This is a genomic window from Mesorhizobium sp. M0563 (assembly GCF_040321065.1).
In the GTDB taxonomy this organism is placed as follows: domain Bacteria; phylum Pseudomonadota; class Alphaproteobacteria; order Rhizobiales; family Rhizobiaceae; genus Mesorhizobium.
In genome coordinates, this window is record NZ_JAMYQV010000002.1 from 101,217 (window position 1) to 123,600 (window position 22,384).

The 22,384-nt window shown below is 63.8% G+C and carries 14 protein-coding genes and 1 pseudogene; 14 read left to right on the top strand and 1 reads right to left on the bottom strand.

The window, feature by feature from the left end; all coding sequences use genetic code 11:
- Positions 1-17 precede the first annotated feature (17 nt).
- The 12 genes and pseudogenes from NKI50_RS03175 to amaB all read left to right on the top strand — a co-directional run bounded on the left by NKI50_RS03175 (position 18) and on the right by amaB (position 19,149).
- The gene (locus NKI50_RS03175) at positions 18-1,046 is read left to right on the top strand and encodes an extracellular solute-binding protein (RefSeq protein WP_352590647.1); all 1,029 of its coding nucleotides are present in this window, start codon (positions 18-20) and stop codon (positions 1,044-1,046) included.
- A 62-nt stretch (positions 1,047-1,108) separates the two neighbouring features.
- On the top strand, positions 1,109-2,305 hold the full coding sequence (locus NKI50_RS03180; protein WP_352640216.1) for a serine hydrolase domain-containing protein: 1,197 nt from the start codon (positions 1,109-1,111) through the stop codon (positions 2,303-2,305).
- 24 nt (positions 2,306-2,329) lie between these two features.
- Positions 2,330-3,513 (top strand): annotated as a pseudogene (locus NKI50_RS03185) (serine hydrolase domain-containing protein).
- A 120-nt stretch (positions 3,514-3,633) separates the two neighbouring features.
- Complete coding sequence (locus tag NKI50_RS03190; protein ID WP_352640217.1) at positions 3,634-5,946, top strand: Tex family protein; 2,313 nt, start codon at positions 3,634-3,636, stop codon at positions 5,944-5,946.
- A 237-nt stretch (positions 5,947-6,183) separates the two neighbouring features.
- Entirely contained in the window at positions 6,184-7,374 is a 1,191-nt protein-coding gene (locus NKI50_RS03195; protein ID WP_023720243.1) for an acyl-CoA dehydrogenase, read from the top strand.
- Positions 7,375-7,824: 450 nt separating this feature from the next.
- Positions 7,825-11,196 carry a transglutaminase family protein gene (locus NKI50_RS03200; protein ID WP_023720245.1) on the top strand — a complete coding sequence of 1,124 codons (3,372 nt, stop codon included), beginning with the start codon at positions 7,825-7,827 and terminating at the stop codon, positions 11,194-11,196.
- A 6-nt stretch (positions 11,197-11,202) separates the two neighbouring features.
- Positions 11,203-13,614, top strand: coding sequence for a circularly permuted type 2 ATP-grasp protein (locus NKI50_RS03205; protein WP_023720246.1), 2,412 nt, complete (start codon positions 11,203-11,205; stop codon positions 13,612-13,614).
- Positions 13,615-13,621: 7 nt separating this feature from the next.
- Positions 13,622-14,506, top strand: coding sequence for a transglutaminase family protein (locus NKI50_RS03210; RefSeq protein WP_023720247.1), 885 nt, complete (start codon positions 13,622-13,624; stop codon positions 14,504-14,506).
- 109 nt (positions 14,507-14,615) lie between these two features.
- The gene (locus NKI50_RS03215) at positions 14,616-15,734 is read left to right on the top strand and encodes a DNA topoisomerase IB (RefSeq protein ID WP_352481989.1); all 1,119 of its coding nucleotides are present in this window, start codon (positions 14,616-14,618) and stop codon (positions 15,732-15,734) included.
- Between the two features lie 86 nt (positions 15,735-15,820).
- Positions 15,821-16,195 (top strand): YciI family protein, encoded by a 375-nt coding sequence (locus NKI50_RS03220; protein ID WP_023720249.1) that lies wholly within the window; start codon positions 15,821-15,823, stop codon positions 16,193-16,195.
- On the top strand, positions 16,192-17,454 hold the full coding sequence (locus tag NKI50_RS03225) for an RNA polymerase sigma factor (protein WP_352481990.1): 1,263 nt from the start codon (positions 16,192-16,194) through the stop codon (positions 17,452-17,454). Before NKI50_RS03220 ends, NKI50_RS03225 begins: the two co-directional genes overlap by 4 nt.
- Before the next feature lie 183 nt (positions 17,455-17,637).
- On the top strand, positions 17,638-19,149 hold the full coding sequence (gene amaB, locus NKI50_RS03230; RefSeq protein ID WP_023720251.1) for an L-piperidine-6-carboxylate dehydrogenase: 1,512 nt from the start codon (positions 17,638-17,640) through the stop codon (positions 19,147-19,149).
- Positions 19,150-19,208: 59 nt separating this feature from the next.
- On the opposite strand, the gene NKI50_RS03235 is transcribed toward amaB, so the two are convergent.
- A complete protein-coding gene (locus tag NKI50_RS03235; RefSeq protein WP_352590664.1) occupies positions 19,209-20,072 on the bottom strand; it encodes a hypothetical protein in 864 nt (287 codons plus the stop codon).
- Positions 20,073-20,797: 725 nt separating this feature from the next.
- On the opposite strand from NKI50_RS03235, the gene NKI50_RS03240 reads away from it, so the two are divergent.
- Together NKI50_RS03240 and NKI50_RS03245 are read left to right on the top strand one after the other, a co-directional pair.
- Complete coding sequence (locus tag NKI50_RS03240) at positions 20,798-21,610, top strand: nucleotidyltransferase family protein (RefSeq protein ID WP_023720252.1); 813 nt, start codon at positions 20,798-20,800, stop codon at positions 21,608-21,610.
- The gene (locus tag NKI50_RS03245; RefSeq protein ID WP_023720253.1) at positions 21,603-22,355 is read left to right on the top strand and encodes a metallophosphoesterase family protein; all 753 of its coding nucleotides are present in this window, start codon (positions 21,603-21,605) and stop codon (positions 22,353-22,355) included. Before NKI50_RS03240 ends, NKI50_RS03245 begins: the two co-directional genes overlap by 8 nt.
- The last annotated feature ends 29 nt before the right edge of the window (positions 22,356-22,384 follow it).

Sequence of the window (22,384 nt, forward strand, 5' to 3'; positions counted from 1 at the left end):
AGGCAAAGGAGAGTGTGATGTCTAGGAAAATGATGGCTGCCGTGTCGACGGCGGCGCTTTTATGGGCGGTGCCTGCGCTCGCCGACGGTGAGCTGCACATCTACAATTGGGGTGACTACACCAACCCGAAGCTGATCGAAAAATTCGAAAAACAGTACAACGTCAAAGTGACGCTGGACGACTACGATTCGAATGAGACGATGCTGTCGAAGGTACGCGCCGGCAATTCCGGCTATGACATCGTCGTCCCTTCCGACTACACCGTGAAGATCATGATCGATGAGGGCCTGCTCGAAAAGACCGAGCCCAATGCGATGCCGAACGGCAAGAACCTCGACCCGCGCTTCGTCGACATCTACTGGGACAATGGCCGTCACTACACCGTCCCGTGGCAATTCGGCACCACTGCGTTCGAAGTCAACACCGACAAATACAAGGGCGACATCGACACGCTGGCGATCCTGTTCGATCCGCCAGACGAGTTGAAGGGCCAGATCAACATGCTCGACGATGTCAACACTGTGATGCATGCGGCCGAGCGCTATGCCGGCGTGCCGCGCTGCGGCGCCGACAAGGCCAATCTGAAGAAGGTCAACGACATACTGATGGCCGCCAAGCCGTCATGGAAGACCTTCAGCTACGACACCATCACCAAGATCACCTCCGGCGACGTGATCGTTACCGAGGCTTGGAATGGCGCAACCTATCGTGCGCGCCAGAAAATCCCGGCGATCAAATATGCCTATCCCAAGGAAGGCATCGAAGGCTGGATGGACAATGTCGCCGTGTTGAAGGGCGCCAAGAATCTCGAAAACGCCAAGCTGTTCCAGGATTTCGTCATGGCTCCGGAAAACGCGGCGCTGATTTCGGAATTCGCCGGCTACGACAACGGCATTGCCGGCAGTCACAAGTTCCTGCCGCCCGATTTCGCCAGCGCGCCGGAAATCAATCCGCCGGCCGATGCACCGGCGGCGGAATTCGTACCGCCTTGCCCACCGGAAGTGGTCGAGATCTACAACAAGATCTGGACCAATTTGCGCAAGTAGCCTTGCTCTAGGATCAGACTGAAGGGAGGCTTCGGCCTCCCTTCCTTGCGCAAGGGGGTTGGATGAAATCTTACCGCAACAGCGAACCGGCGCCGCCGATCATGCAGGGTTCGCCGCCGCAGATGGTTCCGCCGAAGCTCGACTGGGACCGGCCGCCATGGAACCGATGGGCGTTCCAGCATATCCGCGAAATTCTGCCGACCGTCGAAGTCTGGCGCGGCAACGGCCATCGCCACAGGCTGGACCGGGCCGAGGTCGATTTCGATGCGCTGCCGGTGAGCGACAGCACGGGTAAGGCGACGACGCTGGCCGGGCTGCTCGACGAGACCTACACCGACGGGTTCCTCGTGCTCAAGGACGGCAAGGTCGCCTATGAGCGCTACTTCAACGGCATGACCGAGCGCACGCTGCATCTGTCGCAGTCGATGGCGAAGTCGGTCACCGCATCGGTGTTCGGCATACTGGTCGGACGCGGGCTGATCGATCCGGCTTTGCCGGTGACGACCTATCTGCCGGAGCTGGAGGCGACCGGCTGGGCAGGCGCCAGTGTGCAGCATGCGCTCGACATGACGAGCGGGGTGAGCTTTTCCGAGGAATACACCGATCCCTATTCGGACATCGGCCAGGTCGATGTCGCCACCGGCTGGAAGCCGGTGCCGCCGGACAGCGATCCGGCCTTCCGCTGGCCGTCGCACATGTTCGAGCTGATCCTGGGGCTTAAGGAAAAGAGCCGACCGCACGGCGCTGCCTTCGAATACCGCTCGATCGAGACCGACGTGCTTGCCTTCATCATGGAACGGGTGAGCGGCAAGCGCCTGGCGCAGCTGGTCTCGGAAGAGCTCTGGCAAAAGCTCGGCGCGGATGAAAGTGCCTGCTTCACCGTTGACAGCGCCGGTTATGCAGTTGCCGACGGGGGCTTCAACGCCACGCTGCGCGACTATGGCCGCTTCGGCCAGCTGATCCTCGACAATGGCGGCGGCGTCGTGCCGGCCGACTGGATCGAGGCGACGCGCAATGGCAGGCATGGACCGGACTTCAGTCCCAGCCTGCCGGAAGGCAGCTACCGCAACCAGTTCTGGATCGAGGACCCGCGCTCGCGGGCACTGATGTGCCGGGGCGTGTTCGGGCAGCTGATCCATATCGACTGGAACATGAAAATGGTCGTGGTGAAGCTTTCGAGCTATCCGGATTTTACCAACGTCGCCTATTCGGTGGCGACTTTGAAAGCCGTGCACGCGATCGCCGCGGCGCTCGCCTAGAACGCCAAGACCGAAGGAAGCGCCATGACCGGCAAGACCGCGTTCGAAACGAGATATGGCTTTGCCCGAAACCAGGTGCTGCTCGGCAATTGGCGAGAAAGCCCGTTCAGCCGGTGGTCGTTCCAGAATGCCGGCGAGCTGGTGCCGAGCGCTGCCGTGGCGGCAAAGCCGGGCAGCAGCGAGGCGCCGGCGCAGGATTTCGGCGAGCTACTTGGTGAAAAGGTCGCTCTTGCAGGCGGCGCGGAGACTGTCGCAGCTTTTCTCAAGCGCTCCGATACCGACGCGCTGACGATCATGAAAGGCGGCAAATTCGTCGGCGACTGGTTCGCACCGCATATGGAGTTCGGGGCGCGCCACATCGTCTTTTCGATCAGCAAGTCGCTGACCGCGATTGTTGCCGGGATATTGGCAGGCGAGGGGGATTTTCGATCCGCAGGCTCCGGTAAGCCGCTATCTGCCCCGAAGCTGCCGGCTCGGCCTATGGCGATGCGAGGGTGCGGCACGTGCTCGACATGGGTGTCAGCCTCGACTTCGAAGAGGCCTATCTCGATCCGGAAAGCGCCTTTGCCCGCTATCGCCGCGCCATGCTGTGGAATCCAGGCGGGGGCACCGAGAGCCTGGCCACTTTCCTCATGACGCTGCAGGGCCTGGCCGAGCCGCATGGCCGGACGTTCCGCTACCGTTCGCCCAATTCCGACCTGCTCGGCATCCTGCTCGAACGTGCGTCGGGCCGGCGCTTCGCCGATCTGATGCGCGAGAAATTATGGGCGCCGCTCGGCGCTGTCAGCGAAGCTTCGGTAACCGTGGACATGGAAGGCACGGCGCGTACGGCCGGCGGCATTTCGGTGACGCCGCGCGACCTCGCCCGGGTCGGCGAGATGATGCGGCAAGGCGGCATGGCCAATGGCTGCCGTATCGTGCCGGAGAGCTGGGTGCGCGACACGACCGAAACTGGCGGTGACGCCGAGGCTTGGCAACGCGGCACGATGGCGTTCCTGTTTCCGCGTGGCCGCTATCGCAACAAATGGTACCAGACGGGCGCGGCAAGCGGCGCCTTCTGCGGCATCGGCATCCACGGCCAGTGGCTGTACGTCAGTCCGAAGGCCGAAATGGTAATCGCAAAGATGTCGTCGCAGCCGGTACCGGTCGACGATCCGCTCGATCTGGATATTCTTTCTTTCTTCGAGGCGCTGAGCCGGATGGTCTGATCCGATCCAGACAGCCGCGCCTTTCCTGTGGACCTCTCGCCGGGTTGAAAATGGCGCGGTTGGCGCATCGGTGCTCTGCGCCTATGGTCGCGTCTCTTTTCGACAAACAGCAGGATCGACATGGCATCCGACATCAAGCGCATCGCAACCATCATAGCTGCCGAGATCGGCGCCCGGCCCGAACAGGCCGCGGCGGCGATCGGCTTGCTCGACGACGGTGCGACCGTGCCGTTCGTTGCCCGCTACCGCAAGGAGGTCACCGGCGGCCTCGACGACACGCAGTTGCGCGACCTCGCCGAGCGGCTCGCCTATCTGCGCGAGCTCGACGCGCGCCGCGACACCATCGTTGGTTCGATCCGCGAGCAGGGCAAGCTAACGGAAGAGCTTGAGGCAAAGATCGCTGCGGCCATCACAAAGGCCGAGCTCGAAGACATCTACCTGCCTTACAAGCCGAAGCGCCGGACCAAGGCCGAGATCGCACGCGAGCGCGGACTGGGACCGCTGGCGGAAACTATCCTGGCCGATCGTGCGGCCGTGCCGGCCGAGCTGGCGCTGGCCTACATCAGCGAAGACGTGGTCGATACCAAGGCAGCGCTCGAAGGTGCACGCGATATCCTGTCCGAACAGTTCGCCGAGAACGCCGACCTGGTCGGCAAGCTGCGTGCCTACATGAAGGAACGCGCCTTCCTGCGCTCGCGCGTCATCGACGGCAAGCAGGAGGCCGGCGCGAAATTCTCCGACTATTTCGACCATGTCGAGCGCTGGGCCAACGTGCCGAGCCATCGCGCGCTGGCCATGCTGCGTGGCCGCAACGAGGAGGTGCTGTCGCTCGACATCGAGGTCGATGCCGACGATGTGTCACCGGTGAAACCGGTCGAGCGGATGATCGCCGACGCCTACGCCATCGGCCGCCAGTTGCCAGGCGACCGGTGGCTGATGGAGGTCGCCGGCTGGACCTGGCGCATAAAGCTGTCGCTGCACCTGACGCTCGATCTGATGCGGGACTTGCGCGAGCGGGCCGAGGAGGAAGCAATCCATGTCTTCGCCCGCAATCTCAAGGATTTGCTGCTTGCCGCGCCCGCCGGCTCACGGCCGACGATGGGCCTCGATCCGGGCATCCGCACCGGGGTCAAAGTGGCGGTGGTGGACGGCACCGGCAAGGTTCTGGCGACGACGACGGTCTATCCGTTCCCGCCGAAGAACGATGTCCGCGGCACGCAGGCCGAACTGGCCAAGCTCATCCGGCTGCACAAGGTCGAGCTGATTTCGATCGGCAACGGCACTGGCAGCCGCGAGACCGAAAGGCTGGTGGCCGACATGCTGGCTGATATGCCGGCCGGGTCCGGGCCGAAGCCGCTCAAGGTGATCGTCAGCGAGGCCGGCGCCTCGGTCTATTCGGCGTCGGCAACGGCGGCGGCGGAATTTCCCGGCCTCGACGTGTCGCTGCGCGGGGCGGTGTCGATCGCGCGGCGCCTGCAGGATCCGCTCGCCGAACTGGTCAAGATCGAGCCGAAGTCGATAGGCGTCGGCCAGTACCAGCACGATGTCGACCAGTACCGCCTCGGCCGCTCGCTTGAGGCGGTGGTCGAGGATGCGGTCAATGCCGTCGGCGTCGATCTCAACACGGCGTCGGCGCCGCTTCTGGCGCGGGTTTCGGGTCTCGGCGCATCGCTGGCCGAAGCGATCGTTGCGCATCGCGATGCGACCGGCCCGTTCGCCAGCCGCCGCGAACTGTTGAAGGTGTCCCGCCTTGGACCCCGCGCGTTCGAGCAATGCGCCGGCTTCCTGCGCATTGCGAACGGCACCGAACCGCTCGATGCCTCGGCGGTGCATCCGGAAGCCTATGGCGTGGCCAAGAAGATCGTTGCGGCCTGCGGGCGCGACGTTCGCTCGCTGATGGGCGACAGCGCCGCACTCAAGGCACTCGATCCGCGCGTCTTCGTCGACGAGCGCTTCGGCCTGCCGACGGTGCGCGATATCCTGTCGGAGCTGGAAAAGCCCGGCCGCGATCCGCGCCCCGGCTTCAAGACCGCGACCTTTGCCGACGGCATCGACGACATCAAGGATCTGAAGCCCGGCATGCAGCTTGAAGGCACCGTCACCAATGTCGCGGCCTTCGGCGCCTTTGTCGATATCGGCGTGCACCAGGACGGATTGGTGCACGTCTCGCAACTGGCCGACCGTTTCATCAAGGACGCGCACGAGGTGGTCAAGGCCGGCGACGTGGTCAAGGTGCGTGTCGTCGACGTCGATATCAAGCGCAAGCGCATCGGCCTGTCGATGCGCAAGGACGGCGACGGTGGCGCCCCGAAGCCGCGCGACAATGGCAACAGGCCGGTGCCGCGCGCGCCCACGCCCCAACGCCAGCCGGAGCGGCCGGCGCAGCAGGGCGCGTTCGGCGCCGCTTTGGCCGATGCGTTGAAGCGCAAGTAATTCGCGAGCAGGGCTACGCCAGGTCAGAAGGCGGCGCTCGACATTGATGATCCATCACCAATGCTCATGGATCGGCGAAGCTATTTCGTTTGATTTTTTCAGGACGGAAGCCGATAAGCCGCGCGTTTCAAGATTTCTGTTTGATGCATGTCGTTATCCCCAAGCTGCCGAACACCCTCGGGTCAGGCCCGTGGGCAAGCTTTGGGCGACATGCATGAGTTTGGGAGACCGAGAGCCATGGCCGCCGATAAGAATGCATTCGTCTGGGACGATCCTTTCCTGATCGAGGACCAGCTTTCGGAAGACGAGCGCATGGTGCGTGATGGCGCCGCGGCGTTTGCCGCCGACAAGCTCGCTCCGAAGATCGAGGAAGCCTATCTCGAGGAGAAGACCGACGCCGGGATCTTTCGCGAAATGGGCGAGGCCGGTCTGCTCGGCATCACCATCCCCGAGGAATATGGCGGGCTCGGCGCCAACTACGTCACCTACGGGCTGGTGGCGCGCGAGGTCGAACGCGTCGATTCCGGCTATCGCTCGATGATGAGCGTGCAGTCGTCGCTGGTGATGTATCCGATCCATGCCTATGGCTCGGAAGAGCAGCGCAAGAAATACCTGCCGAAGCTGGCGTCGGGCGAATGGATCGGCTGCTTCGGCCTGACCGAGCCGGATGCCGGTTCCGACCCGGGCGGCATGAAGACGCGGGCCGAGAAGACTGCGAGCGGCTACAGGATCTCCGGCTCGAAGATGTGGATTTCCAACGCCCCGATCGCCGACGTGTTCGTCGTCTGGGCAAAATCGGCCGCGCATGACAACGAGATTCGCGGCTTTGTCCTGGAAAAGGGCATGAACGGGCTGTCGGCGCCGAAGATCGGCGGCAAGCTGTCGCTGCGAGCGTCGATCACCGGCGAAGTGGTGATGGAAGGCGTCGAAGTCGGCGAGGACGCGCTGCTGCCCAATGTCTCGGGCTTGAAGGGGCCGTTCGGCTGCCTCAACCGCGCGCGCTACGGCATCTCCTGGGGCGCCATGGGCGCGGCGGAGGATTGCTGGCACCGCGCCCGCCAGTATGGCCTCGACCGCAAGCAGTTCGGCAAGCCGCTGGCCGGCACGCAGCTTTTCCAGAAGAAGCTCGCCGACATGCAGACCGAGATCGCGCTCGGCCTGCAGGGCAGCCTGCGCGTCGGGCGGCTGATGGATGAAGGCAAGATGGCGCCGGAGATGATCTCACTCGTCAAGCGCAACAATTGCGGCAAGGCGCTCGACATCGCCCGCCAGGCCCGCGACATGCATGGCGGCAATGGCATCCAGATCGGCTACCACGTCATGCGCCACGCCCAGAACCTGGAAACGGTCAACACCTATGAGGGCACGCATGATGTGCATGCGCTGATCCTCGGACGGGCGCAGACCGGGTTGCAGGCGTTCTTTTAGCATTGGCAGATGTCCTCCGCTTCCAGGACGCCACTGCTTCGCATCTTCCCTCGCAAAGCGGCAGATCGGCAATTTTCGCCGACAGTGCCACATTTTGTTCTTGCTTTGTGCCGGCAGCTATGCTACTAATTTGGTTATGGTGCTAATTGGCACCGGCGACCCGCCCACCGAGGCGGGTTTTCTTTTCAGCTCTTTTGGACCACGCATCGCGCGTGCTGCCGATCATCGATATCGGCGGGACAGCGCCCGGTGCTGACCCGCCGGCCGTCGGCTCTGCACCGTTGTATCGTTTTGCCGCAACGCTGCGGAATCCCAGGGTCGGCGCTCCGTTTCGTGAAGCGATGAAAGCTGCTTAATTTAGGTGCAGCGCAACATCTCTGCTTGGAGAATGGTCAGCATTCGTGTCAGGGTTCAGCGAACTCCTTTTGAAACGCCGACTTCAGGGGCACCATGGCAATTCTGGCAGCCGTCTATCACCTGACCCACTACAAATACGACCGGCCGGTCGTATTGGGCCCGCAAGTCATAAGGTTGCAGCCTGCGCCGCATTCCCGCACCAAGGTGCTCAGCCATTCGCTGAGGGTCGGGCCGGCAAATCACTTCGTCAATCTGCAGCAGGACCCTTACGGCAATTTCCTTGCCCGCTTTGTCTTTCCCGAACCGGTGACGGAACTGAAGATCGAGGTCGACCTCGTTGCCGACATGACGGTCTACAATCCATTCGATTTCTTCGTCGAGCCGTCGGCCGAGACGTTTCCGTTCGAATACCCGGAAGAGATCAGGGACGATCTGACCATCTACCGAACGCCGGAACCGGCAGGGCCGCTGTTGGAAGCATTCCTGAAAACCATCGCGCGCCACCCGACCAACACCGTCAATTTTGTCGTCGACCTCAATGCGCGCCTGCAGCGCGAGATCGCCTATATCGTGCGCATGGAAACCGGCGTCTTCTCGCCCGAGGAAACGCTGGCCGCCGGCAAGGGGTCGTGCCGCGATTCGAGCTGGCTCCTGGTGCAGATATTGAGGAACCTCGGCATCGCCGCGCGCTTCGTTTCCGGCTATCTGATCCAGCTGAAGCCTGACCTCGTCGCGCTCGACGGACCGCCTGGCACGGCGACCGATTTCACTGACCTCCATGCCTGGTGCGAGGTGTATCTGCCGGGCGCCGGCTGGATCGGCTTCGACCCGACCTCCGGCCTGCTCACCGGCGAAAGCCATGTGCCGCTCGCGGCAACGCCGCATTTCCGCAATGCCGCGCCGATCTCCGGCATGGCGAGCTTCGCCAATGTCGAATTCGGCTTCGACATGCGGGTCGACCGCATCGCCGAACATCCGCGCATCACCAAGCCGTTCTCCGACGAGAGCTGGCAGGCGCTCGACGCGCTGGGCGTCGAGGTCGATGCAGCACTCCAGGCCGGCGACGTGCGGCTGACCATGGGCGGCGAGCCGACCTTCGTCTCAATCGACGATTTCGAGGCGGCCGAGTGGAACACCGCCGCCGTCGGGCCAACAAAACGCGAAAAGGCCGATGCGCTGATCCGCCGGCTGCGCGAACGCTTCGCGCCGGGCGGCTTCCTGCATTACGGACAGGGCAAATGGTACCCCGGCGAAAGCCTGCCGCGCTGGACGTTCTCGCTTTACTGGCGCACCGACGGCGAGCCGGTGTGGAGCGATCCGTCACTGATCGCACATGAAAAGAGCGAGGCGGATGCCGGACCGAAGCAGGCCGAGAGCCTGCTGACCGCGATTGCCGACGAACTCGGCATCGACAAGACGATGGTCAGCGAAGCCTATGAGGATCCGGCCGAATGGCTGCTCAAAGAAGGCAAGCTGCCGGACAATGTCGATCCCTCCAATTCGAAGCTGGAGGACCCGGAGGAGCGCAGCCGCATGGCGCGGGTGTTCGAACGCGGGCTGACCAAGCCGTCGGGCTACGTGCTGCCCGTCCAGCGCTGGAACAGCCAGGCTTCCGGACCGCGCTGGCGCTCGGAGAAGTGGAAGACGCGGCGCGGCAGGCTGTTCCTGGTGCCCGGCGATTCGCCGGTCGGCTACCGCCTGCCGCTCGGCACGCTGCCTTATGTGCCGCCGGCGCAGTTCCCCTATATCGTACCGGTCGATCCATCGCTGCCGCGCGGACCATTGCCGGCGCGTGAGGCGATCTTGCCCGGTGCTGCTTCTTCGCCCGCTCCGGCCGAACTGGAAGGCGCCGACGAAATGGCGCGACGCCAGCAGGCGGTCTCCTTCACGGCCGTTACCGGCCAGCAAGACCGCGTCGAACAGGAGATTACCGAGATCGGCGGCGCCGTGCGCACAGCGCTTTCGGTCGAGCCGCGCGACGGACGGCTTTGTGTGTTCATGCCGCCGGTCGAGGCGCTGGAGGATTATCTCGAACTGGTCGCGGCGGCTGAGAACGCGGCAAGGGCGATCGGACTGCCGGTGCATATCGAGGGCTACGGCCCGCCACACGATCCGCGCCTCAATGTCATCCGTGTCGCACCCGATCCCGGCGTCATCGAGGTCAATATCCACCCCGCCGCGAATTGGCAGGATTGCGTGGCGACGACCACGGCGATCTACGAAGAGGCGCGGCAGACGCGGCTTGGCGCCGACAAGTTCATGATCGACGGCCGCCACACCGGCACCGGCGGCGGCAACCACGTCGTCGTCGGCGGCGCCACGCCCAATGACAGTCCGTTCCTGCGCCGCCCCGACCTGTTGAAGAGCCTTGTTTTGCAATGGCAGCGGCATCCATCGCTGTCCTATCTGTTCTCCGGCCTGTTCATCGGCCCGACCAGCCAGGCGCCGCGCTTCGACGAGGCACGACACGATTCGCTCTACGAACTCGATATCGCGATGGCGCAGGTGCCACATCCGGACAAGGGCGCGGCACCCCTGCCGTGGCTGGTCGACCGGCTGTTCCGCAACCTCCTGACCGACGTGACGGGCAATACGCATCGCTCCGAAATCTGTATCGACAAGCTGTTTTCGCCGGACGGGCCGACCGGCCGGCTGGGGCTGGTCGAATTCCGCGGCTTCGAGATGCCGCCCAACGCGCGCATGAGCCTGGCGCAGCAATTGCTGGTGCGCGCCATCATCGCCCGGGCCTGGAAGAACCCGCTCGACGGCCGCTTCGTACGCTGGGGCACCTCGCTGCACGACCGTTTCATGCTGCCGCACTATGTCTGGGCGGATTTTCTCGATGTGCTGGACGACCTCAAGCTGAACGGCTTTGCGTTCCGTCCGGAATGGTTCGACGCCCAGCTCGAATTCCGCTTTCCGTTCTGCGGCGAGGTCCAGCATGCCGGCATCAAGCTGGAGCTCAGGCAAGCACTGGAGCCTTGGCATGTGATGGGCGAGCAAGGCGCGATCGGCGGCACGGTGCGCTTTGTCGATTCCTCCGTCGAACGGCTGCAGGTGAAGACCGAGGGGCTCAACCCGGAACGTCACGCCGTCGTCTGCAACGGCCGCCGGGTGCCGATGAAGGTGACCGACAACCGCGAGATCGCGGTGGCCGGCGTTCGCTTCAAGGCCTGGCAGCCGGCGTCGGGCCTGCATCCGGCGCTGCCGGTCAACACGCCGCTGGTCTTCGATATCTATGACCGCTGGTCGGGCCGCGCGGTTGGCGGTTGCGTCTACCATGTGGCACATCCCGGCGGGCGCAGCTACGACACGTTCCCGGTCAACGGCAATGAAGCGGAGGCGCGGCGGCTCGCCCGCTTCGAGCCGCGTGGCCATACTCCGTCCGGCTATGTGCTGCGCAACGAAGAAGCCTCTGAAGATTTCCCGATGACCCTTGACCTTCGGCGGCCGCAAAGACTCTGATCAGCCATGGCGAAGGGGAATCACAAAAAGCTGCGCAGCAAGCCGCAGACCCACAGTCTGCTGGAGCACTATCAACCGATCGACGGCGTCGTCGACGAGATGGTCGATGCGTCGGGCAATCCGCGGCCGGCCTGGCGGCACTTCATCGAGGCACTGGAGGACCTGGGGCCGGAAAAGCTTGCCCAGCGTTTTGCCCGCGCCGACCAGTACCTGCGCGATGCCGGCGTCTACTACCGCGTCTACGACAAGGCCGGCGCCAATGAGCGGGAATGGCCGCTGGCGCATGTGCCGCTGCTGATCGAGGAGGAGGAATGGGCTGACATCAGCGCCGGCCTGGTCCAGCGCGCCGATCTGTTCGAGGAGACCATCGCCGACATTTACGGGCCGAACCGGCTGGTCGAGAAAGGCATTCTGCCGGCTGGATTGATCGCGGCCAGCTCGGAATATTTGCGGCCGGTCGTCGGCACCAGGCCTGCCAGCGGCCATTTCCTGCATTTCTGCGCCTTCGAGCTCGGTCGTGGCCCGGACGGCCGCTGGTGGGTGCTTGGCGACCGCACCCAGGCGCCATCGGGCGCCGGCTTTGCGCTGGAAAACCGCGTCGCCACCACAAGGGCACTGTCCGACATTTACGGCGAGATGCATGTGCACCGCTTGGCCGGTTTCTTCCGCCGTTTTCGCGATGCGCTGATCGGCATGGCCAAGCAAGCCGGCGGCCGTGTCGCCATCCTGACGCCGGGACCGCTGAACGAGACCTATTATGAACATGCCTATATCGCCCGCTATCTCGGCATCATGCTGCTCGAGGGCGAGGACCTGACTGTCTCCGGCGGCAGGCTGATGGTGCGCACAGTTTCGGGGCTGATGCCGGTCAGCGTCTTGTGGCGACGGCTCGACGCTGCCTTTGCCGATCCGCTCGAGTTGCGGTCGGACTCGCAGATCGGCACGCCGGGGCTGGTCGAAGCGGTCCGGCAAGGGGCGGTTTCGGCCGTCAATGCACTGGGTTCCGGCCTGATGGAGACGCGCGCTCTGCTCGCCTTCCTGCCGAAGATTTCGCGCGCCCTGCGCAATGAGGAACTGCTGCTGCCGACCGTCGCGACATGGTGGTGCGGGCAGGATACGGAGCGCGAACATGTGCTCGCCAATATCGATAGCATGGTGATCGGCCCGGCACTGTCGACGCGGCTTGCCTTCGAGGACGACGGCTCGACCAAGCTCGGGTCAGCGCTGTCGGCCGAGGAACGGGCCGAGCTCGTCGCCCGGATCGAACAAGACGGCGGCGACTTTGTCGGCCAGGAAGCGGTGACGCTGTCGACCACTCCTGTCTATGTCAGCGGCTGGCTGGAGCCGCGGCCGGCAAGCCTGCGCGTCTATCTGGCGCGGACGCCGGAAGGCTGGACCGTGATGCCGGGCGGTTTTGCCCGTGTCGGCTTCTCGCTCGACCCGACGGCCATCGCCATGCAGCGCGGCGGCCAGGCGGCGGATGTTTGGGTGGTCAGCGACAGGCCGGTGGAGCGTGAGACGCTGCTGCCGCAGGAGCATGACAGCTTCACCCGAACCTTGCCGGGCAGCCTGCCCAGCCGCGCGGCGGAAAACCTGACATGGCTCGGCCGCTATATCGAGCGATCGGAAGACACGGTGCGCATCCTGCGCGCCTACCACGTGCGGCTGGCCGAGACATCCGATCCCGAGATGCCGCTGCTCGCCGACATCAGGGACTATCTCGCGCCGTTCGGTATCGACGTCGAGACGGCAATCCCGTTGGGGCTCATCGGCACGCTGGACAGCGCCGTGTACAGCGCCGGGCAGATCCGCGACCGCTTCTCGCCCGATGGCTGGCTGGCATTGAAGGACCTGTCGAAGACGATCCATCAATTTGCCGTGACAGTGGCGCCGGGCGACGACGCGACAAGGGCAATGACGGTCATCCTGCGCAAGCTGGCCGGGTTTTCCGGCCTGCTGCACGAGAACATGTACCGCTTTGCCGGCTGGCGTTTCCTGGAAATCGGCCGCAGGCTCGAACGCGGCATCCAGATCGCCCGCACGCTCGCCCGACTGACCAGGGCCGAGGCGCCGGAAGGCGCGCTCGACATGATGCTGGAGATCGGCGACAGCGTCATGACCCACCGCCGGCAATATCCGGTGCAGGCGGGACGGCGTACCGTGGTCGACCTTCTGGCGCTCGATCCGCTCAACCCGCGCTCAATCCTGTTCCAGCTCGAACGGCTGAAGGCCGAAATCGCGCTGCTGCCCTCTGTCGGCGGTGAAGGCCATATGTCGCCGGCGGCCAAGGAAATCCTGCAGCTCAACACGTCGATCGCCATCAGGGAGCCCTCGGACATGACGGCCAAGGCCCTCAGCGACCTCGCCAATGAAATCGGCGGCCTCTACAACAGCCTCTCCAAAGCCTATTTCGGATAGAGACGGCATGCTCTACGACATCAGGCTTCACCTGCGTTACGACTATGATGCGGCGGCCGGCGGCGGCCGCCATCAGGTGCGTGTGCTGCCGCCGACCATCCCTGGCGTACAGCGCGTCATCGCCGCTTCACTGTCTTTTGTGCCGGCGCCCAGCGAACGCTCCGACTTTTCCGACTTTTTCGGCAACAGTGTCACCTCGATCGCCTTTCGTGACGCACATGATGCGCTCGACATCAGGATGAGCGCGCGTGTTTCAGTGTCGCGGCCGGAGCCCGGGCTCGACGTATCGCCCGACCTACGCCGGCTGAGGGAAGAACTCGGCGCGGTGCACTCGCTGGCGCCGGCTTCGCCGCATCACTTTCTGGCCGCCAGCGATCATGCCGGCATCGACCCGGCAATCACTGCCTATGCGAAAGGCAGTGCCAGCAGTTCGACGGTCGGCACGGCCATGGCTCTGTGCAACCGCATTCACCGCGATTTCACCTATGACGGCGAGGCGACCACGGTGCAGACGCGGGCCAGCGACGCCTTCGGCCTGAAGCGCGGCGTCTGCCAGGATTTTTCCCATATCATGATCGCCGGCCTGCGTGGCCTCGGCATTCCTGCAGGCTATGTCAGCGGATTCCTACGCACCATCCCGCCGCGTGGGAAGCCGCGGCTCGAAGGCGCCGACGCCATGCATGCCTGGGTCAAGGTGTGGTGCGGGCGCGATGCCGGCTGGCAGGAATTCGATCCGACCAACGGCATGCGGGCAAGCAACGATCATATCACGGTCGGCTATGGCCGCGACTACTCCGATGTGGCGCCGATCGTCGGCGTGCTGAAAACCACGGGCGGGCAGGTTGGCGAGCAGGCAGTCGACGTCATACCGGTCGTGCTCGAAAAGGCGTGACGGCACCTCCTCGTTGCACGGCGTCGTCGTTAATCTGTCCTGGCAATCAAAAGGCGGTGGAACCCGCAGCCAGCAGGCGGCTTATCTACGGAAATTCCGTGGAGAGGACATGCTGGACAAATCCGGGTCGTCGTCTGGCCGATCGGCTGTTAGGAAAGCTGCACCAAAGAACGGGGTGCCGCGGAACGGAGCGCTGGAGAACGGCGCGCACGCCTCGGCCGTTCGGGCCTCGCTCAACTATGTCGCCGACACCGAGCCCGGTATTCGCCGGCTGCGTTCAGGCAACGGGTTCTCGTACAAAGGGCCCGACGGACGTGCCGTCGACCAGGACGCGCTGGCACGCATCAAGGCGCTCGCCATTCCACCGGCCTGGACGGATGTGTGGATCTCGGCGGATGCCGACGGTCACATTCAGGCAACCGGTCGGGACCAGCGCGGGCGCAAGCAATACCGCTATCATCAGCACTGGGCGGAGGAGCGTGACGGGGTCAAATACTCGAGCCTCATCGCCTTCGCCGAAAGCCTGCCCGAATTGCGACGGCAGATCGATGCCGATCTGCGCCGTCACGGCCTGCCGCTGGAACGCGTCGTTGCGGCCATCGTCTGGCTGCTCGACAACACGATGATCCGCGTCGGCAACGCCGCCTACGCCCGCGATAACAAGAGTTTTGGGCTGACCACGCTGCGCGACCGCCATGTCGACATCAAGGGCTCGAGCCTGCGTTTTGCCTTCATCGGCAAATCCGGCAAGGAATGGAGATTGAAGCTTGTCGATCGCCGGATCGCCAAGATCGTGCGTGGAGCGCAGGACCTGCCGGGCCAGAAACTGTTCCAGTATCTCGACGAGGAAGGAAACAGGCATCCGGTGCGCTCCGACGACGTCAACCGCTATATCAGGGAGAATTCCGGTGTCGAGTTCAGCTCCAAGCATTTCAGAACCTGGGGCGGCACCATCCATGCGGCGTCGCTGTTTGCGCAAACAGAACGTCCCGAAAGCCAGGCGCAGCAAAAGCGGGTGATGAACAATGTCATCGACAAGGTCGCCGAGCGGCTCGGCAATACACGCGCCGTCTGCCGCCGCTGCTACATCCATCCGGAAGTCTTCCGCGCCTGGTCCGAAGGACAGCTGCTCGACGAAATGGCGGATGCCAACAAAGGCAAGCGCTCGATCGTCGGGCTCGACGACGAGGAGGCTCTGGTCTTGAGATGGCTGAAGGCGAGGGAATGACGCAGGACCGGGGGCGTATTTTTTTGTCGACGCCATGTCGGCATCGGTCCTAGTGTTTCGTCCTTTGACAGAGAAAAGGACGACCCATGCTTTACGCGATCCTCTGCTATGCCTCCGAAGACGTCGTCTGCTCCTGGAGCAAGGAGCAGGACGATGCCGTCATGGAAAAGCTTATCGGCGTACAAGAGAAATATGCCAACGCCGGGCGGCTTGGCCCCGTGGCGCGGCTTTTGCCGACGACGGCGGCGACAACGCTGCGAAAGGTCAAGGGCGAATCGATCGTCATCGACGGCCCGTTTGCCGAAACCAAGGAACAGTTCCTCGGCTTCTACACGCTCGAATGCGCCGACCTCGACGAGGCCGTCGACTTCGCGCGCGAGCTTTCCGAGGTCAACCCGAGCGGCGGCTCCTACGAGATCCGGCCGGTCTCGCTCTTCAACCCCGCCAAGGTTTCCGCATGACCGAACTTGCCTGGATCAGCACGGCAATCAGCACCGCTCGCCCGCAGGCGATGGGGGCATTGCTGCGCTACTTCCGCGACCTCGACGCGGCGGAGGAAGCATTCCAGGACGCCTGCCTGAGGGCCCTGAACAACTGGCCGAAAAATGGCCCGCCGCGCGATCCGGCAGCCTGGCTGATCTTCGTCGGCCGCAACAGCGGCATCGATGCGGTGCGCAAGCGCGCCAAGCAGGCGCCGCTGCCGGAGGAGGACCAGATCTCCGATCTCGACGATGCCGAGAGCGACATCGCCGAGCGGCTGGACGGTGCGCATTACCGCGACGATATTTTGCGGCTGCTGTTCATCTGCTGCCATCCCGACCTGCCGGCCACCCAGCAGATCGCGGTGGCGTTGCGCATCGTCTCCGGCCTGACGGTCAAGCAGATCGCCCGCGCCTTCCTCGTCGGGGAAAGCGCCATGGAGCAGCGTATCACGCGCGCCAAGGCGCGTATCGCCGACGCCGGGGTGCCGTTCGAGACGCCGGGAGCGGTCGAGCGCTCCGAACGGCTCGCCGCCGTCGCCGCCATGGTCTACCTGATCTTCAACGAAGGCTATTCCAGCAACAGCGGCGAGGCGTCGGCGCGTGCGCCGCTTTGCGAAGAGGCGATCCGGCTGGCCCGGCTGCTGCTCAGACTATTCCAGACCGAGCCGGAGATCATGGGGCTGACGGCGCTGTTGCTGCTGCAGCATGCACGCGCGCCGGCCCGCTTCGACGAGAACGGCGAGATCGTGCTGCTCGAAGACCAGGACCGCAGCCTGTGGAGCCGCAAAATGATCGATGAAGGCCTGGCGCTGGTCGATAAGGCGTTGCGCCATCGCAAGCCCGGTCCCTACCAGGTGCAAGCGGCGATCGCCGCGCTGCATGCACGGGCGGAAAAGCCCGAGGATACGGACTGGAACGAGATCGACCTGCTCTACGGGCTGCTCGAGCAGATGCAGCCGTCGCCGGTGGTGACGCTCAACCGCGCCGTCGCCGTCTCCAAGGTGCGTGGACCGGAAGCCGCACTCGCCATGATCGAGCCGCTGGAGCAGAGGCTTTCCGGTTATTTCCACTTCTTCGGCCTCAAGGGCGGCCTGCTGATGCAGCTTGGCCGCGGCGACGAGGCGCGTGTCGCTTTCGACCGCGCCATCGCGCTTGCCAACACGGCAGCCGAGGCGGCGCATATCCGCATGCATATCGACCGGCTGATGAAAGAAGGCGCCAAGCAAAGGGCGCATTGATCCGACGCCTCCGCCTGGTTCAACGGTCTGACCTTTGCTTAGACCATGCCGGGGTGGCGATTTTTCCCTGAAACGAGTAATGCCACGCCATGACAGTGCCTGATGTGCCGACCGGCACAGAGACGGCGTGGCACAAGGCTTTGACCGACGCCATATGAGCGGCGGGATCTGAAAGGGATGAAAATGACGATTGCGAAGGAAACGGCCGGGCTTCTGGCGAAACTGGGTGTTGCCGAGGGCGCGCTTACAGGCGGCGATCTCATCGTGCGTAGCCCGGTGACCGGCGAGCAGATCGCCGCGCTGAAAACCATCTCGCCGGCCGACGCGGCAACGACCATCGACAATGCCCATAAAGCTTTCCTGGCGTGGCGGCAGGTACCAGCTCCCAAGCGCGGCGAACTGGTGCGGCTGCTCGGCGAGGAATTGCGCACACACAAGGCCGAGCTTGGCCGGTTGGTCTCGATCGAAGTCGGCAAGATTCCATCCGAGGGTCTTGGCGAAGTGCAGGAGATGATCGACATCTGCGATTTCGCCGTCGGTCTCTCCCGGCAATTGTACGGCCTGACCATCGCCACCGAGCGCCCCGGCCACCGCATGATGGAGACCTGGCATCCGCTCGGCGTCGTCGGCGTCATTTCGGCCTTCAATTTCCCGGTGGCGGTCTGGTCGTGGAATGCAGCGCTGGCGCTGGTCTGCGGCGACGCGGTGGTGTGGAAGCCGTCCGAGAAGACACCGCTGACGGCGCTCGCCTGCGAAGCGATCTTCAAGCGCGCGGCAAACCGTTTCGGCGATGCGCCGGAAGGGCTGGCGCCCGTGCTGATCGGCGATCGCGCCGTCGGCGAGATCCTGGTCGACCATCCGAAGGTGCCGTTGGTCTCCGCCACCGGTTCGACGCGCATGGGCAGGGATGTCGGCCCACGGCTGGCCAAGCGCTTTGCCCGTGCCGTGCTTGAGCTCGGCGGCAACAACGCCGGCATCGTCTGCCCGACGGCCGATCTCGACATGGCGCTGCGCGCCATCGCCTTCGGCGCCATGGGCACGGCCGGCCAGCGCTGCACGACGCTCAGGCGCCTGTTCGTGCATGAAAGCGTCTATGATCACCTCGTTCCGCGCCTGAAGAAGGCCTATGAAAGCGTCTCGGTCGGCAATCCGCTGGAGACAAGCGCTCTCGTCGGCCCGCTGATCGACAAGGCTGCCTACGAGAACATGCAGAAGGCGTTGGAGGACGCGGCTTCGCATGGCGGTAAGATAACCGGCGGAATGCGGGTCGAGAACGGCCATGCGGAGGCCTACTATGTGCGTCCGGCGCTGGTCGAAATGCCGCGCCAAGTTTCGCCGGTGACGGAGGAGACCTTCGCGCCGATCCTCTATGTGATGAAATATTCGGATTTCGACGCCGTGCTCTATGAGCACAATGCGGTCGGCGCGGGGCTTTCCTCGTCCATCTTCACCCGCGACCTGCAGGAATCCGAGCGTTTCCTCGGCGTCGACGGTTCGGACTGCGGCATTGCCAACGTCAATATCGGCACTTCGGGGGCCGAGATCGGCGGCGCCTTCGGTGGCGAGAAGGAAACCGGCGGCGGCCGCGAGTCGGGCTCGGATGCCTGGAAGGCCTATATGCGCCGCGCTACCAATACGGTGAACTATTCCAAGGCGCTGCCGCTCGCCCAGGGCGTTTCGTTCGACATCGATTGAAATGCCAAACCTTCGTCGCGGCGGCGCCAAAGCCGCCACGACGGCGTTCGGCTCGCCGTTCAGCTGGCTTCGGAAGTTACAACACAATTGTCGAAGGCTGCATCGATGATGGCGAGCTTGACCGCCTGGGCGGTCATGTATTCCTGATAGAACTCGCTCGACACCCACATGACCGAGTGACCCCGCTGGCCCAACCAGCCGATGCTGCCGAGTTCCTCGGCATCGCGCAATTTGCGTGACAGGTGGGTCCGGGAAAGCTTGAGCCAGTTCGCGAAATCTCCGATTGAGACGACACCGGTCGGAATTCGGTCCAGGTCAGCATGATCGGGATCGACGCCAGACATCAGCCAATCCATGACGATGCCGCCATTGTCGAGCCAGGTGAACAAGGAAAAGGTCTGTCTCGGCTCCCGCACGGCATGCGACGAAAGCAGGCCGTCGGCCACCAGCGGCTGCAGTTTGGCGAGCAGGTCCGGTTGTGCGACGAATGCAGCCAGTCGAAATCCATTGTCCAGGCTGTCCAGCGTTTTCAGATGCGCCATGACCCAGCCGGCAACCGTCTCCAGAGTGCCCGCGGTCGGCTCAAAGGGGCGGATGCGCCCGTATTTGATCGGCAGATGCCGGATGAAACCGTAATGCAGCATCTCCTTCAGGAAGGCGTCGGCGGTGTTGCGGCTGGCCACCGAATGCCGGCAGATGTCGTCCATGAACCGTGCAGACGTAAGTCCCTTGCGATGATCGTCCGGCTCTCGATTGAAATACAAGCCAAGGCCGATATGGGCCATCAGCCAACGCTGTTGCGCGGCGAATACGGAGGCCAGCCGCGGGTTCGCTTCATAGGTTTGGAGAAGCGTCCGCGACTGAGCCTGGACATGGCGACGCAGTGCCGGATGGCTGGCAATGTCTTCAGAAACCAGCGCCATCCCCGCCGCGCCCAATCAAATTTGCAACTGGAAATGCCGGTAACAATTTCAGCCTTCGCGGGCCGTGTCCAGAGCCGGCGCATCAGGATACGAGCTGAATCCCGCCGGCTAGTGGCTTAATTCCGCGACTTGATCGCCGAGGCCCCTGATCTCGCGAGGCGCTGATCTCGCTGCAGAAGGCTAGCCTGCTTGAACCCACCAATGATGGCTTCGCCTGTCCAGCCCGTGCTCCCGCCGATGGCGACGCGGAACCAACACAAGTTTTGCTCGTTGAAGAACGCTGATTGGACTGAGACAGTGAGGAACTACAAAATGGAGAATGGCCTTTTCGCCACGCCGCCTGCAGCGTTCCGGAAAACAGAGTCGGTTTGGCTACGGGCGCTCAAGTGGCTGTTACGCCGGGTGCGCAGCGCCTCCGACAGCTCGGGAACCATGTTGAAACCAATCCTTTCCGGACCCGAGAATGATAGCGGGCCCACTACGCCTCGACGCGCTTGAGGCCGAAGCGCGCTGCGATCTTGACGCCAAAAATAACCGCTCACATGTCTCTTTATGGCTGCCGCCGCGGCCGAGAGCCATGACCGCTTCGCAGGCCCGCCACCGCGGCGTGTTCGCCTGATGCAGCAGGCGAGAGCGGCGGTGGCACGCAGCGGCGGGAACCATCGGGCATGCTTGGCTATTAGATACAGGCGGCTGCTGGTCTGCCGGGCCAGGAGCCATTTGCTATGATCATCAATCCCCCACCGGAAAGCGCCATCCCGGCATCCGTTCCGTCGGTCGATCCAAAAGCCGCCCCGACGCCTCGCAATGCCGAAGCGGAGGTCTTTTATATCGAAGCGATCCGCGAGCTTGTCGCGACGGGCATCCCCTTTCTCGTCGCCGGCACCTATGCCGTAAGCGCCTATACCGGGATCATCCGCCCGACCAAGGATCTCGACATTTTCTGCAAGGCCGGCGACTGCCCGCGCATCCTCGCCCATTTCAAGCAGATCGGCTATGCGGTCGTGGTCGAGGACGACCGGTGGCTCGGCAAGGTGTTCAGGGGCACGCATTTTTTCGACGTCATCTTCACCTCGATGAACGGCACAATGCCTGTCGACGACCAGTGGCTGGAGCATGCTCGCCAGGCCGAATTGCTGGGCAGCCACGTGCGGATCATCGGCCCAACCGAGCTTATCTGGTCCAAATGCTTCATCCAGGACCGCGGCCGGCATGATGGCGCCGACGTCGCGCACACCATCCTCAAGGCGCACGACCAGATCGACTGGCAAAGGCTGCTTTCCTACATGGAAGTTCATTGGGAAGTCTTGCTGATGCATCTGTTGAACTTCAGATGGATCTATCCGACGGAGCGAGACCGTGTGCCCGCGTGGCTGCTCGACGAGTTGCTCGACCGGCTGGCCAAGCAGCGCGAATTGCCGCCTTCCCGGATGCGGATCTGCCGCGGGCGCATGCTTTCACGAACCGACTATGAGATCGACGTCAAGCAATGGGGCTTTGCCGACGTCGGCGGTGAAGGAGAATATAGCGATGGCTGACGAGCTCGAATCTGCTTCGGCAAAGGCCGAAAACGGCGGCACACTCAAGGTCGCCGCCATCGGCGATCTGCATGTCGGCAAGGAGGACCAGGCGTCGTACCGCGATCTTTTCGGCGAGATGTCGCGCGAAGCCCAGGTTCTCGTGCTGACCGGCGACCTTACCAATCTCGGCAAGCCTCGGGAGGCCGAAATCCTTGCCGAGGAACTGCGTGCCTGCACGATCCCGGTCGTCGCCGTACTTGGCAACCACGACTATGAGTCAGGCGCCGTCGAGCAGGTCACCGACATTTTGCGTCAGGCGGGCGTTCATCTCCTCGACGGCGAGGCGACGGAGATTCACGAGGTCGGGTTCGTTGGGGTCAAGGGTTTCGTTGGCGGTTTTGGATCGCGCATGCTCGGCTCCTTTGGCGAACCGGCGATCAAGTCGATGGTGGCGGAAAGCGTGAACGAAGCGATGCGGCTTGAAAACGCGATGCGGCAGGTCCGCGCCAAACGCACGCTTGTCGTTCTGCACTACGCGCCTGTCGTCGAGACGGTCGAAGGCGAGCCGCTGGAGATTTTCCCGTTTCTCGGTTCGTCACGCCTGGCCGAGACAATAGACCGGTTCCAGGTCAGCGCAGTGGTGCATGGCCATGCGCATCGTGGCGTCTATGAGGGCCGTACGCCGGGCGGAGCGTCGGTCTATAACGTTGCCATGCATGTCGCCAAGCCGACCGGCCGCCCCTACGCCATGCTCGAAATCTGACAGGCGGCGCCGCTGGCGCAAGCAATCGC

Bases quoted from the DNA above. Each gene is read 5' to 3' on its own strand.
- amaB (WP_023720251.1), top strand. From the start codon at position 17,638: ATGACGATTGCGAAGGAAACGGCCGGGCTTCTGGCGAAACTGGGTGTT.
- NKI50_RS03200 (WP_023720245.1), top strand. From the start codon at position 7,825: ATGGCAATTCTGGCAGCCGTCTATCACCTGACCCACTACAAATACGAC.
- NKI50_RS03180 (WP_352640216.1), top strand. From the start codon at position 1,109: ATGAAATCTTACCGCAACAGCGAACCGGCGCCGCCGATCATGCAGGGT.
- NKI50_RS03190 (WP_352640217.1), top strand. From the start codon at position 3,634: ATGGCATCCGACATCAAGCGCATCGCAACCATCATAGCTGCCGAGATC.
- NKI50_RS03240 (WP_023720252.1), top strand. From the start codon at position 20,798: ATGATCATCAATCCCCCACCGGAAAGCGCCATCCCGGCATCCGTTCCG.
- NKI50_RS03210 (WP_023720247.1), top strand. From the start codon at position 13,622: ATGCTCTACGACATCAGGCTTCACCTGCGTTACGACTATGATGCGGCG.
- NKI50_RS03235 (WP_352590664.1), bottom strand. From the start codon at position 20,072: ATGGCGCTGGTTTCTGAAGACATTGCCAGCCATCCGGCACTGCGTCGC.
- NKI50_RS03220 (WP_023720249.1), top strand. From the start codon at position 15,821: ATGCTTTACGCGATCCTCTGCTATGCCTCCGAAGACGTCGTCTGCTCC.
- NKI50_RS03225 (WP_352481990.1), top strand. From the start codon at position 16,192: ATGACCGAACTTGCCTGGATCAGCACGGCAATCAGCACCGCTCGCCCG.
- NKI50_RS03195 (WP_023720243.1), top strand. From the start codon at position 6,184: ATGGCCGCCGATAAGAATGCATTCGTCTGGGACGATCCTTTCCTGATC.
- NKI50_RS03215 (WP_352481989.1), top strand. From the start codon at position 14,616: ATGCTGGACAAATCCGGGTCGTCGTCTGGCCGATCGGCTGTTAGGAAA.
- NKI50_RS03245 (WP_023720253.1), top strand. From the start codon at position 21,603: ATGGCTGACGAGCTCGAATCTGCTTCGGCAAAGGCCGAAAACGGCGGC.
- NKI50_RS03205 (WP_023720246.1), top strand. From the start codon at position 11,203: ATGGCGAAGGGGAATCACAAAAAGCTGCGCAGCAAGCCGCAGACCCAC.
- NKI50_RS03175 (WP_352590647.1), top strand. From the start codon at position 18: ATGTCTAGGAAAATGATGGCTGCCGTGTCGACGGCGGCGCTTTTATGG.